The organism is Xanthomonas sp. CFBP 7698, from assembly GCF_003600855.1.
Taxonomy (GTDB): Bacteria; Pseudomonadota; Gammaproteobacteria; order Xanthomonadales; family Xanthomonadaceae; genus Xanthomonas; species Xanthomonas cannabis.
The window spans coordinates 144,000-157,910 of the sequence record NZ_PRDN01000001.1; the positions used below are offsets into that span (position 1 = coordinate 144,000).

The window sequence follows — 13,911 nt, forward strand, 5'->3', positions numbered from 1 at the left end:
CGCCCTCTCTGGCAATGGTTTTACGTATGACTCCGCATTCCGGCTACCCGATCGGCACCCCTGGCCACGCCTGGGGCGAAGACGAACGCAACGCATGGCGCGCCCGTCAGCGCGTGCAGCGCAGTCACAGGGACGAGGTTGTGCGTCTGATCGAGGCCTTGGCCGACCGCTACGAACTGATTCCCTACGGCACTGTCGTTGCCGAACAAACCCGGTACCCGTTGCTGGCGCTGCGCAGCGCCCGCTGGGACCCGCGCCTGCCGTGCGCGCTGGTGACCGGCGGCGTGCATGGCTATGAGACGAGCGGGGTCCACGGCGCACTGCAGTTCCTGAAGCTGCGCGCAGCCGATTACGCGGGCAGGTGCAATCTGCTGGTCGCGCCCTGCGTCAATCCGTGGGGCTATGAGCGGATCCAGCGCTGGAACGCCGAGGCAGTCGATCCCAATCGCGCGTTCCGCGCCAACAGCCCGGCTGCGGAATCGGCGGCACTGATGCAACTGGTGGCGGCCACCGCCGGCTCGATGCTGGTGCATATCGATCTGCATGAGACCACCGACAGCGACGAGAGCGAGTTCCGTCCTGCGCTGGCGGCACGCGACGGCGTGGCGTTCGTTCCCGGCAGCATTCCGGATGGTTTCTATCTGGTCGGCGACAGCGAAGATCCGCAGCCCGCCTTTCAGCAGGCGGTGATCGCTGCGGTGGAGCAGGTGACGCATATTGCGCCGGCCGATGCGCAAGGCCAGCTCATCGGCGCGCCGGTGGCCGGCCATGGCGTCATCCATTACCCGGTGCGGCGTCTGGCCCTGTGTGCGGGAGTCACGAACGCACGCTATCGCACCACCACCGAAGTCTATCCGGACAGCCCGCGCGCCACGCCTGCACAATGCAATACGGCGCAGGTGACGGCAATCTGCGCGGCGCTGGATTACGCGCTGCCACATCGCTGAGCGGCCTGCGCCAGCACGTCGCGTTCAACCTGCCGCCTTGATGTGTAACTGAGGTGGCCGGGCCACGGCAGGGCGCCGCATGCGCCCCAGCCACGCAGGTCAGGGCAGCCGGCGACGTGCGCTGGCCTCCTGCACATAGGCGGCGACCAGGTGAGCTTCCATTGGCTTGGACAGCAGGTAGCCCTGCGCTTCATCGCAGCCCCAACTGCGCAGCAGCGCGATCTCGTCGGCATGCTCGATGCCTTCGGCGACGGTGCGGTATCCCAGGGCGCTGGCCAGCCGTACCACTGCTTCGGCGCGCATCTGCATGCCAGCCTTGGTGGCGATGCCGGTGACCAGCGACCGATCCAGCTTGAGCACATTGACCGGCAGTTCGGTGAGATAGCCAAAATTGCTGTAGCCCGTACCGAAGTCGTCGATGGCCACGCTGACCCCGGCGTCGCGCAAGGCGCGCAGGCGTGGCACGGCCTCCACATTGCTGCGCAACCAGCGCCCCTCGGTGATTTCCAGCTCGATCCGCGTGGTCGGAATGCCCAGGTCGTTGCAGCGGTTGATCACGTCCGCGGCCAGATTGATGTTGCCGAAATCGCGCGAAGACAGGTTGATCGAGATGCAGAAATCCAGCCCCTGGGCGCGCCATTGCGCCAACTGCGTCAGGGCGCTCTCGATCACCCAGTTGGTGACGGTGCACATCAGCGCGGTCTTTTCGAACAGCGGGATGAATTCATCCGGGCCAATCGGTCCAAGACTGGCGTGATGCCAGCGCAGCAGCGCCTCGAAACCGATGACCGACAGGTCCTCCAGATCGATACGCGGCTGGAACACCAACCGGAAGTCGCCGGCGTCCAGCGCCTTTTCCGCATCCAGCGCCAGGCGATACGAGCGTTGGATGGCGTCGTCCTGCGAGGCGCTGTACCAGCACACCACGGCATGGTTGTTGATCGCATCGCCCAGCGACACCAGGCCCTTGCGCATGACATCGTTGGTGTCCGGCTGCTGCGGTGCGAAGCGCACGACACCGGCATGGAAGGTCAGCGACATCGGTACGCCGGCCGCGTCCACTGGTTTGTGCAGCATGTCGCGCAGGTCCAGCAGCAGGTCCTCCATTTCGTCGGGCGCGGAGTTCAGAAGGAAGAACGCAAAGCGCATCGGCGCGACGTGGTAGACCGTGGCCTTGCCACGCAGCGCACGGGTCAGCACGAAGCTGGCATGCCGGATCAATTCCTCCAGCGGCTGCATCCCGAGTGCCTGACGCGCCTCGTTGGCAGCCTGCGTGTCGTAGACCTCGATGAAGGCGGCGATGGTCGGCACCGCATGGCTGCCGAAGGCGAGCGCATCCAGATCCGATTGCAGCTGACGCGCATTGAGCAGGCCGCTATGCGGCTCGCGGCGGCCGGCACCGAATTGCAGTTCCAGCTGCGCGGCTGCCACGTTGGCAAACATCAGCAGTTGTTGATGCTCCTGACTGGCCAGCCTGCGTTCGCGTGTATCGATCACGCATAAGGCGCCGGTGATCCCGGCTTGCGGCGCGCCGACCTGCACGCAGGCGATGAAACGTGCGGGAAGACCCGGGAATGCCGCGTCGCCGAGCTGGATCGGCGCAAGCGCCGCGTGTTCGATGAGTTCGAAGACGCCATTGGCCGACGCCGGCACACGCTCACACAGGGCCATGGCTTGTTCGACGTGGCTGGTGCTGATGCCGCGCGCCGCAAGAACCCGCATGCGGCCGCCTTCGGTGATGGTCAACGCGGCGGCCGGCGCTACCAGTGCATGGCACAACAGCCGTGCAATCTGCTCCAACGGTTCCATTCCGCCAAGATCGATTGGCACACCTGACCAGTCGAACTGGCGGTCCTGCGTTTTGTCGTCCAGAGCAAGCGTCATGTCGTCAGGTTCCGTGTTGAAGATCACACACTGCATGGCTACTAGAAACAAACCGAGGTCATCGATGAGTGACGACCTGCGCCGTCACATTCCATCACGCACCGCTCACCTATTGCCCGGCGCTCCCGAGGTAACAAGCGCGACCGCGACCTGCGATTAATAATTTAAAGGGCTGCGGGCGAATGCGATATACCAATAACGCATCGGACAATCGGCGTCGACCATTGCAGTGGTTATATCGATCCAAACGGACTCAGGCAGATAATCCGTGCCGCTCCTTTATTGCAGTGCGAGATGGTTTCCAAACCACGTCGATATATAGCTCGGCTCGCTTTCACCCGCGTTATTCCAATGAGCTCGCTTGATGCATTCAGCCAGAGCTGCGCGCCAACCTTATGGCGTGGGCCGCCAACCTACTGATAACTCCGAGAAAAGCGCCTCTCCATGACGATTTTCTCGCTCGCGCTTCCCGACGCTTTACGTCCAAGCGGGCAGATGCAAACTGGTTCGCAGATTATGTCCGTGCAACAGATGAGTTTGAGGTTATTGATATTCGTCACAGTTTAGTTCGAGGCGGATCGCCTATTAATCTGCGCAGTCGGTTTACCAGGATTGGTATTAATCACTATCGGCCTCAAGCGACTGAGCTGAAGCGGCTCACGCTTTCACCATCTCGATCGTTAGTTCACTCGTCTTCGGGGGCGCGTGTGCGTGTGCACGCAACTTCTTAGCGCGGCTATCAGGGGGAATCAGGATGAATCGTGCATTTGCGCTTGTTTGGAACGCGGCCATCGGCAATTGGGTGGTCACGCATGAATTGGTACGGCGGCGACGTAAACCCGGATCCACACGCCGCGCATTGCCGAGCCTGGTCATTCTTGCGGTGGGGGCCGCCGCGCCGGCGCTGGCCTGGGGGGCGTGTACACCGGCCCTGCCTGCGGCGGGCGCAACCGTCACCTGCACGGGGCTGGCGCTGACCGGCAATGCGTTTGCGAGCAGCGCGAACAACCTGACCGTCAATGTGGCATCCGGTACGGAGATGACCGCCGGTTTGCTCGGTGGCACCGCCATCGCACTGAACGGCACCAACGCAACGCTCAACAACAGTGGTTCGATCGATCCGTCCGTGCTCGGTCTGCTGTCGGCGTTGAGCAGCGGCGTCACCATGGGCAATGCGACGTCCACGTCGGTGGTGGCCAACAATTCTCTCGGCGGCAGCATCTACGGCACTGGAAGCCTGCTGGGAGCGAACCTGCTCAATCTCGACGGCATGGCGCTGGGCCTCACCTCGGCCAACAGCGGTGTCGTGCAGATCAATAATGCTGGTCTGATCAGCAACCGCCCGCTGCTCAACCTGTCGGTGCTGGGGGCTGATACGCCGGTGATTGCAGTCACGGGCGGCGGAACCGTCAACGCGGTCAACACCGGCACCATCGAGGGGCGCGTCGGCTTTCAGAGTTCGGCCATAGGCAACAGTTTCGTCAATGCCGGCACCATCACCGGTAGCGTGTCGATGGGTGCCAACAGCACCAACACCTTCACCGCGGTCACCGGCGGCAGCATCGGTAATGGCGGTGGCCTGGCGCTGGAATTGCTGGGCCCCAGCGGCCTGCTGACTTTTGCGCGCACCGGTGTCGTGGACGGTGGTGCCGGCGGCACCAATACATTGATCCTGCAGAACGCCGTCACCGGGACCGGCAGTGGCACCACCGGCGCCGGCACCGTCAGCACGGATCAGTACATCAATTTCGGCAGCCTGCGCGTCAACAGCGGTACCTGGACCTTGGGTGGTGCAAGCAACTTCGGTAGCAGCGCGCTCAATGGTGGCGTCCTGCAATTTTCGATACCGGCGCAGCTCGGTACCGCGATCACTGCCAATGGCGGCACCTTGGAATCCACCGCCGCCGGCCTGACCCTGGCGCCCGCCGGTGGCATCACCCTCGCTGCCGGCGGCCTGACGGTGCGGGGCAGCAATGCCCTCACCATCGGCAGCACGCTGGCCGGTGTCGGTGCACTGACCAAGACCGGGACCGGCGGACTGACTCTGACTGGGACCAACACCTTCAGCGGCGGCGTCAACCTGGGCGCCGGTGCAGTGACCGTTGCCAACAACAGCGCGTTGGGAACCGGCACCGTGACCGCAGCCGGTGGCAGCCTGGTGGCCGGCACTGCCCTCAACCTGCCGAACGCGGTGGTGCTCAATGCCGCGCTGGGCATCGGCGGTACGAACAACGTGCGCCTGGGAGGCGCCATCAGTGGAACCGGAGCACTGAACAAGACCGGCGCGGGCACGCTGACCCTCGGCGGGACCAACACCTATGCCGGCGGCACCACCCTGAGTGCCGGCACGACCGTGCTGGAAACCGCTGGCGCACTCGGCACCGGCACCGTCACTGCGGCAGGCGGGCTGCTGGATACGACGGCGCCATTGACCTTGGGCAATACATTTGCGCTGAACAGCTCCCTGGGGCTGGGCGCCAGCGGCAATGCGCTCACCTTGAGCGGCACGCTTGCAGGGACGGGCGGCCTCACCAAGACCGGCACCGGCGCACTCACGCTCAATGCTGCAAACACCTATACGGGCGGTACCACGCTCGCCGCCGGCACCTTGCAGGTGGGCAACGCGGCTGCACTGGGTACCGGTGCGTTGAATGTCACCGGTGCCTCCAACCTGAGCACCAGTGCGCCGCTGACCCTGAGCAACGCCGTCAACCTGTCCGGGCCCCTGAGCTGGACCGGCGCCCAGGCCCTGACGTTGGGCGGCGTCGTCAACGGAAGCGGCAGCCTGATCAAGAGCGGCGCGGGTGATCTCACGCTGTTCAACACCAATGGCTACACCGGTGGCACCACGCTGAGCAGTGGACGCTTGGTAGTCGGTAACAATGCCGCCCTTGGCACCGGCACCCTCACTGCCAGCGGTGGTGTGCTCGATGCAGCGGCTGCGGCCACGCTCAGCAATGCCATCGCATTGACCGGCAGCGTAGGGGTGGGCAGCAATGGCACCGCCCTGAATCTGGCGGGCACCATCAGCGGCACCGGTGCATTGAACAAGCTCGGCACCGGCACCCTTACCGTGGGAGGGCTGAACACCTATAGCGGCGGCACCACCCTCAGTGCCGGCACCTTGCAGCTCACCAATGGCAACGCGCTGGGCAGCGGCGCGCTGAACGTCACCGGCAACGCCAACTTGCAGGGCACTACGCCGACGGTGCTGAGCAATGCGATCACGCTCGCCACGGGCGCGCTGACGCTCGACGGCGCGCAGGCGCTGACCTTGAACGGCGGCATTACCGGTGCCGGCAGCCTGGTCAAATCCGGAAGCGGCGATCTCACCCTGAGCGGCACCAATGCGTACACCGGCGGCACCACGCTGAGCGCGGGCAAGCTCACCATCGGCAGCAACAGTGCCCTGGGTGTCGGCGCGCTCACCGCCGCGGCGGGAACCACGCTGGATACCCTTGCAGTCAGCACGCTCGCCAATGCCATTGCACTGACCGGCTTGGTCAACATCGCGGGCAGTAATGCACTCTCACTCACTGGCGACATCACCGGCGTCGGCAGCCTGGACAAGCTCGGCCCCGCCAGCCTCACCCTGGCCGGCAACAACAGTTATGCCGGTGGCACGCGTCTGAGCGCCGGCAGCCTGCTGCTGGGCAGCGATGCAGCGCTGGGCACCGGAACCTTGACCGTTGCCGGCGGCCTGCTGGATGGCACGGCCGCCCGCACGCTCACCAACAGCGTGGTGCTGGATGCCGATCTGCTGCTCGGCGGCAGCCAGGATCTTTCGCTCACCGGGCTTGTCAGTGGTGCCGGCGGCCTGGTCAAGGACGGCAACGCGACGCTCACGCTGACCGGTACCAACACGTTTGCCGGCGGTGTGGATCTCAACGCGGGGGCACTGCTGATCGGCACGGGCGCCGCCTTGGGCAGCGGCGCGTTGACCGCAGCCGATGGCACGCAGCTGCAGGCCACGACGGCCACCACGGTAGGCAACGACGTCGCCTTGAACGGCGCGCTGTCGCTCACGGGCAACAACGCCCTCGACCTGAGCGGCACCGTGAGCGGTGCAGGCAGCCTGATCAAACAGGGCACCGGCGCACTGACGCTGACCGGCAATAACCTCTACACCGGTGGCACCGCGTTGAACGCCGGCGCCCTGGTGCTCGGCAGCAACACCGCGCTCGGCACCGGTGCACTCACCGCGGCCGATGGCACGCAACTCACTGCCGGCACGGCGCTCAGTCTGCAGAATGCGCTCACGGTGAACGGCGCACTCGGCATCGACGGTGAGAACCTGACACTCAACGGCGTCATCGATGGTGCAGGAAGCCTGGTCAAAAGCGGAACCCAGACCCTCACCCTCAACGGCGCCAATACCTGGGGCGGCGGCCTGCAGCTGCAATCCGGTGGGCTGGTGGCAGGCAGCGATACGGCGTTGGGCATTGGCACGCTGACCGCGGCCGGTGGCACCACGCTGGATGCAAGTACCTCGGTGAACCTGGCAAACGCGCTCGCGTTGAACGGCGCGTTGCGCGTGCCCGGCACCCAGGACATCGCATTGAACGGGGTGATCAGCGGTGCCGGGAGTCTCGACAAGCAGGGCACGGCGACATTGACCCTGGGCAATGCCAATACGTTCAGTGGTGGCGTCACGCTGGATGCAGGCCGGCTGGCGCTCGGCAATGCGGCGGCCCTGGGCGCAGGCGGCCTGCTGGTTGGCGGACCAGCGCAACTGGACACCACGGCGGCGCTGAATGTGGGCAACGCGGTGCAGTTGGACGACCAGCTCAGCCTGGACGGCAGCAACGACCTGACCTTGAGCGGTGTGGTCAGCGGAACCGGCGCCCTGATCAAGAATGGCGCCACTACCTTGTCGCTCACGGCCGGCAACAGCTACGGCGGGGGCACCACACTCAACGCCGGCACCATTGCGGTCGGCGCAGACACCGCGCTGGGCACCGGCAGCCTGTCGGTTATCGGCAACGCGGTGTTGAGCAATGCCATTGCCGTGGCGCTGGGCAATGGCATCGATCTGGGTGCGGCACTCACCGTCGACAACGCAGCGGACATGCTGGCCAGCGGCACGATCAGCGGTGCGGGCGGCCTGACCAAGACCGGTCTGGGCACGTTGACCCTAAGTGGCAGCAATACCTACACCGGCCCGCTCGCGATCCAGACCGGCACCCTGGTGGCCAGCACGGCCGCCTCGCTCGGAAACGCCAGCACGGTCGATGTGGCCGCTGGCGCGTCCTTGAACCTGACCAGTGGCGGTTTGATCAACGCCCTCAGCGGCGCCGGCAGCGTCGATACCGATGCCGGCGCCACCTTGCAGCTGGGCAGTGGCGACTTCGCCGGCAGTCTGGGGGGGGGCGGTAACCTGGACAAGGTCGGCGCCGGCACCGTGCGGCTGCTGGGCAACAGCCTGATCGGAGGCGCCACGCAGGTCAGCGCCGGCACCCTGGACGTGATTGGCAGCCTGGGCACCAGCGCGTTGAATGTGGCGCTGGGCGGCACCCTGACCGGTAGCGGCAGCAACGGCAGCATTGCCAGTGGAGTGACCATCGGCGACGGCGGGCGGCTGGCATTGACCAGTGGCTCCTCGCTCAGCGTCGGCGGTCTGACGCTGGCACCGGGTGCCTTGCTGGATGTCTCGCTTGCGGCGCCGAGCACCACGCGTCTGCTCGCGGTCAACGGCAATCTCACCCTGGACGGCACGCTCAACATCACCGACATCGGCGGCTTCGGTTCCGGCATCTATCGATTGATCGACTACACCGGCGCGTTGACCAATAACGGCGTGCTGTTCGGGACCATTCCGGGCAGTGTCGACATCAGCCAACTCGCACTGCAGACCGCCATCGGTCAACAGATCAACCTGGTGGTCACCGCGCCGGGCAGCATCGTGCAGTTCTGGGACGGCGTGCAGACCGTGGCCAACGGCACGGTCGATGGCGGCGCGGGTGTATGGGGTGCCGCCACGAACTGGACCGGCCAGGATGGTACGGCCAACAGCACCTGGCAGGGCGACTTTGCGGTGTTCTCCGGCACCGCCGGCACGGTAGGCGTGCAGGGCACGCAAGGCGTGGGTGGGCTGCAGTTCGTGACCGACGGTTACCGCCTGAGCGATGCCGGTGGCGGTGCGCTGGACCTGACAACGCCGCTCACCGCCATCCGTGTCGACCCAGGCGCCACGGCCACGATCGACGTCGCTGTCTCCGGCGTCGGTGGCATTGAAAAACTCGACACCGGCACCCTGGTGCTGGATGCAGCCAACAGCTACACCGGCGGCACCGCGCTCGGCGGCGGCACGCTGGTGCTGGGCGATGCGCAGGCACTGGGCACTGGCACCTTGACGGCTGCGGCCGGCACCAGCCTCGATAGCAATCAGGCATTGGCGGTTGGCAATGCAGTGGTGCTGGACGGTGCGGTGAATGTGCTCGGCAGCAACGACCTGACATTGTCCGGCCCGATCGCCGGCGCGGGCAGCCTGATCAAGAATGGCACCAGCACGCTCACGCTCGATGGCGCCAACAGCTATGCGGGTGGCACGGTGTTGAACGCCGGCACGCTGGCGGTTGGCAGCAACACGGCGTTGGGCAGCGGCAGCCTGTCGGTGCTGGGCAATGCCAGCTTGAGCAACGCGATCGCCCTGGCGTTGGGCAACAGCATCAACCTGGGTGCGGACCTGAGCATTGCCAATGCAGCCGATCTGGCGTTGACCGGCACGCTCAGCGGCACCGGTGCGTTGACCAAGACCGGCCTGGGCACCTTGACCCTGTCCGGCGCCAACAGCTTCAGCGGTCCGGTGGCCGTGCAGGCCGGCGTGCTGGCCACGTCCGCTGCCGGCGGTCTGGGCACCACCAGCACGGTGGATGTGGCGGCAGGCGCCGGATTGTCGCTGGGCGGCGATGCCGCGCTGGGCGCGGTGACCGGGCAGGGCAACGTCGCCATCCTCGGCGGCACCACCTTGCAGCTTGGCGTCAACGACGTCGGCAGCAGCTTTGCCGGCAGCCTGAGCGGTGCCGGTAACCTGGACAAGGTGGGCAACGGCACCGTGCAGCTCACCGGTGCCAGCGCACTGGGCGGCACCACGCAGATCTCCGGCGGCACGCTGGATGTGGACGGCACGCTCGCCAGCATCGGCGGGGTCAACGTGGGCACCGGCGGCACGCTGAGCGGCAGTGGCGTGGTCGATGCGGCTGTCACCGTCAACGACGGTGGTCGGCTGGTGGTGACCAGTGGTGCAGTGTTGACCACCGGCAGCTTGAACATGGCCCCCAACGCCACCCTGGATGCGTTGCTGGGCACGCCCAGCCAGACCGGTGTGCTGGCGGTCAACGGCGACCTGACCCTGGATGGCACGCTCAACATCACCGACATCGGCGGCTTCGGCACGGGTGTGTATCGCCTGATCGATTACGTCGGCGCGCTGACCAACAATGGGCTGGATATCGGCACGCTGCCCGGCACCATCGACCCGACCCAGCTGACGCTGCAGACCGCACTCGCCCAGCAGGTCAACGTGGTGGTGCTGTCGCCTGGCAGCAATGTGCAGTTCTGGGATGGCGCGCAGACCGTGGCCAACGGCAGCGTCGATGGGGGAACCGCCGCATGGACCGCGGGCGGCACCAACTGGACCTCGATCGACGGCCTCACCAACAGCTCCTGGCAGAACAGCTTTGCAGTGTTCGCCGGCAGCGCCGGCACGGTGGGCGTGCAGGGCACCCAGGGCATCACCGGCATGCAGTTCATCACCGATGGCTATGTGCTCGGCGATGGCGGCGCAGGCGCGCTGAGCGCCAATGCCGCCACCACCATCATCCGGGTGGACCCCGGTGTCACCGGCACGATCGATGTCGCCATCGGCGGCACCGGCGCGCTCCAGAAACTCGACACCGGCACCCTGGTCCTGGACGCAGCCAACAGCTACACCGGCGGCACCGCGCTCGGCGGCGGCACGCTGGTGCTGGGCGATGCGCAGGCCCTGGGCACTGGTGCCTTGACGGCTGCGGCCGGCACCAGCCTCGATAGCAACCAGGCATTGGCGGTGGGCAATGCAGTGGTGCTCGACGGTGCGGTGAATGTGCTCGGCAGCAACGACCTGACATTGTCCGGGTCGATCAGCGGCGCGGGCAGCCTGATCAAGAGTGGCACCAGCACGCTCACGCTCGACGGCGCCAACAGCTACGCAGGTGGCACGGTGTTGAACGCCGGCACGCTGGCGGTTGGCAGCAACACGGCGTTGGGCAGCGGCGCATTGTCGGTCACCGGCGACTCGGTGCTCAGCAACGCGATTGCCGCAGCGTTGGGCAATACGATCAACCTGGGTGCCGTGCTCACCGTGGACAACCCGGCCGACCTGACCCTGTCCGGCAGCCTCGGCGGTAGCGGGGCGCTGATCAAGACCAACACCGGCACGCTGACGCTGGCCGGCAGCAATGCCTACACCGGCGGCACCACGGTCGATGCCGGCACGCTGGTGGGTAACAGTGCGAGCCTGCAGGGCGCCATTGTCGACAACGCCACCCTGGTGTTCGATCAGGCGGCCACTGGCATCTTCAACGGTTCGATCACCGGCACCGGCGGCGTGGTCAAGGACGGTGCGGGCGCATTGCTGCTCAATGGGGCGAACGGCTACACCGGTGGCACTACCATTGCGGCCGGCAGCCTGATCGGTGACACCACCAGCCTGCAGGGCGACATCACCAACAACGCAGCACTGGTGTTCAACCAGACCACCGGCGGCGTGTACGCCGGTGTGGTCAGCGGCACCGGGTCGCTGGAAAAGACCGGCACCGGTGTCCTGCAGCTCACCGGCAGCAACAGCTACACCGGCGGCACGTTGGTCAGTGCGGGCAGCTTGATCGGCAACACCGCCAGCCTGCAGGGCAACGTGGTGGACAACGCCACGCTGGTGTTCGACCAGGCCACCGATGGCACGTTTGCCGGTGTCGTCAGCGGTACCGGCAACGTGGTGAAGCAGGGGGCCGGCGTCCTGACGCTTGCCGGGACCAACACCTATGGCGGCGGCACCACCATTGCCAGCGGCACGTTGCAGGGCACCACCGCCAGCCTGCAGGGCAATATCCTCGACAACGCAGTGCTGGTGTTCGATCAGGCCGGCGACGGCAGCTTTGCCGGCAACATCAGCGGCAGCGGCACGCTGATCAAGAACGGCGCCGGTGCCGTCACCCTGGATGGGGTCAACAGCTATCTCGGCGGCACCGCCGTCAATGCCGGAACGCTGATCGGCGACACCGACAGCCTGCAGGGCAACATCGCCAACAACAGCGCGCTGGTGTTCCTGCAGAACGCCAATGGAACCTACGCCGGCACGCTGTCGGGCACCGGCACTCTGCTCAAGGATGGCCTGGGCACGTTGCTGGTCACCGCGGACAGCAGCGGGTTCACCGGCCCGACCACCATCAGCGCGGGCACCCTGAGCGTGGGCAATCCGGCCAACCCGGGCGCCGCCCTCGGTGGGCCAGTCACGGTCGGACCGGGCGGTACGCTGACCGGCAGCGGGACCATCGGCAGCCTCACCACGTCCGGTGGCACCCTGGCGATCGGCGGGACCACCGGCACGGTCACCATTGGCGGCAACGCCACCATCGGCCCCGGTTCCACCGTGCAGGTCACGCCGGGCAACGGCGGTGTGGTGACGCCGGTGACGGTGGGCGGCGCCGCGACGCTGGCACCGGGCAGCACCTTGCAGGTGGTGCGTGCGGCCGACCTGCCATTGTTCACCGAGATTCCGGTGATCAACGCCGCTGGCGGGCTGAGCGGGCAATTCACCAACGTCATCTCCGACTATGCCTTCATCGACCCGAATGTCAGCACCAGCGCAACGGGGCTGTCGGTCTTCTTCGGCCGCAACACCACCGGCATGGTCGATGCGGTGACCACGCCCAACCAGCAGTCCACCGCCGCTGCAGTGGACGGCCTGCCCACCACCAGCCCGGTGTACCAAGCCGTGGTCCGTCTCCCGGACGATGCGCAGGCGGTGGCCACCGCGTTTGCGTCGCTGTCGGGCGAAAGCCATGCGAGCACCGCCACTGCGATGCTCGACAGTCGCTTCCTCTACAGCGGCATCAGCAATCATCTGCGTGGCGACAGCCAGGACGCCCGTATCGGCGAGACCACGGTGTGGATCACCGGCCGCAGCCTGCCCAACCGGGTCGATGGCGATGCCAATGCCATTTCGGTGCGGCGCGAAGACAACGGCATCATGGCCGGTGCCGAGCGGCGCGTCGGGGAGCGCAGCGTGGTCGGCATTGCGGTGGGCAGCCAGGACATCGAAAGCTGGTCGCGCGAGTGGGGCGACCGGGCCGACATCGACGGTACGCATGTCGGCGTGTATGGCCAGGCCGACTGGTCTGCGTTCTCGCTGCAAGGCGCGGTGGACTACGCCGACTACCGCGTGGACGGCTCGCGTCGGGTGATGCTGCCCGGCGTGCTCGAAGAGCGGCTCACCAGCGATTACGATGCCACCGCCGTCACCGCCTCGCTGGAAGCGGCCTGGAACCTGCGCACCGGCAACGCGGTCTACAGCCCGTTCATCGCGGCCGATTACACCCATCTGAAGACGGATGGGTTCAACGAGCGCGGCGGGATCGCCGCACTGTCTGTCCGCAGCGCCAAGGACGAATTCACCACCAGCACGGTAGGCCTGCGCGGGCGTTGGGAACTGGGTGAGCAGGCTTCGCTCTACGCCTCGGTGGGCTGGCGGCATGCCTTCGGCGATCGTGCCGTGCAGCGCTCGGCGGGCTTTGTCGGCACCGGTGCGCAGTTCTCGGTGCAAAGCGTCACCCTGGCCAAGAATGCAGCCATCGGTGAGGTGGGCGTCAGCGTGATCACCTCGCCCAATAGCCGCATGGCATTGTCGTTGCAGGGACTCAACGGCGACGGCCAGACCGCCTACGGCGGGCAGGTGACCTGGGGGTGGAGTTTCTGATCGCAGCAACAGCGTGAACCAACGAGCCCCGGCCTGCCGGGGCTTTTTGGTTTCCGCTCAGTATCGGCAATTTGCCTGGCCAGCGAGCCGGCCCTGCCTCCGGCGCATCGCCTGACCACCGCGGAC

General features: G+C 66.4%; 3 protein-coding genes. 2 read left to right on the plus strand and 1 reads right to left on the minus strand.

What is annotated here, in order from left to right:
• Nucleotides 1-26: 26 nt before the first annotated feature.
• The gene (locus tag XnspCFBP7698_RS00645) at nucleotides 27-947 is read left to right on the plus strand and encodes a M14 family metallocarboxypeptidase (protein ID WP_104580644.1); all 921 of its coding nucleotides are present in this window, start codon (nucleotides 27-29) and stop codon (nucleotides 945-947) included.
• Nucleotides 948-1,046: 99 nt separating this feature from the next.
• Here the strand turns inward: XnspCFBP7698_RS00645 and XnspCFBP7698_RS00650 are convergent, their stop codons facing one another.
• On the minus strand, nucleotides 1,047-2,858 hold the full coding sequence (locus tag XnspCFBP7698_RS00650) for an EAL domain-containing protein (RefSeq protein WP_104580707.1): 1,812 nt from the start codon (nucleotides 2,856-2,858) through the stop codon (nucleotides 1,047-1,049).
• Between the two features lie 727 nt (nucleotides 2,859-3,585).
• Here XnspCFBP7698_RS00650 and XnspCFBP7698_RS00655 point away from each other — a divergent pair.
• Complete coding sequence (locus tag XnspCFBP7698_RS00655) at nucleotides 3,586-13,785, plus strand: autotransporter-associated beta strand repeat-containing protein (protein WP_123137176.1); 10,200 nt, start codon at nucleotides 3,586-3,588, stop codon at nucleotides 13,783-13,785.
• Nucleotides 13,786-13,911: the final 126 nt, after the last annotated feature.

Coding starts and splice junctions, on each gene's coding strand:
- XnspCFBP7698_RS00645 (WP_104580644.1), top strand. CDS start 27: ATGACTCCGCATTCCGGCTACCCGATCGGCACCCCTGGCCACGCCTGG.
- XnspCFBP7698_RS00655 (WP_123137176.1), top strand. CDS start 3,586: ATGAATCGTGCATTTGCGCTTGTTTGGAACGCGGCCATCGGCAATTGG.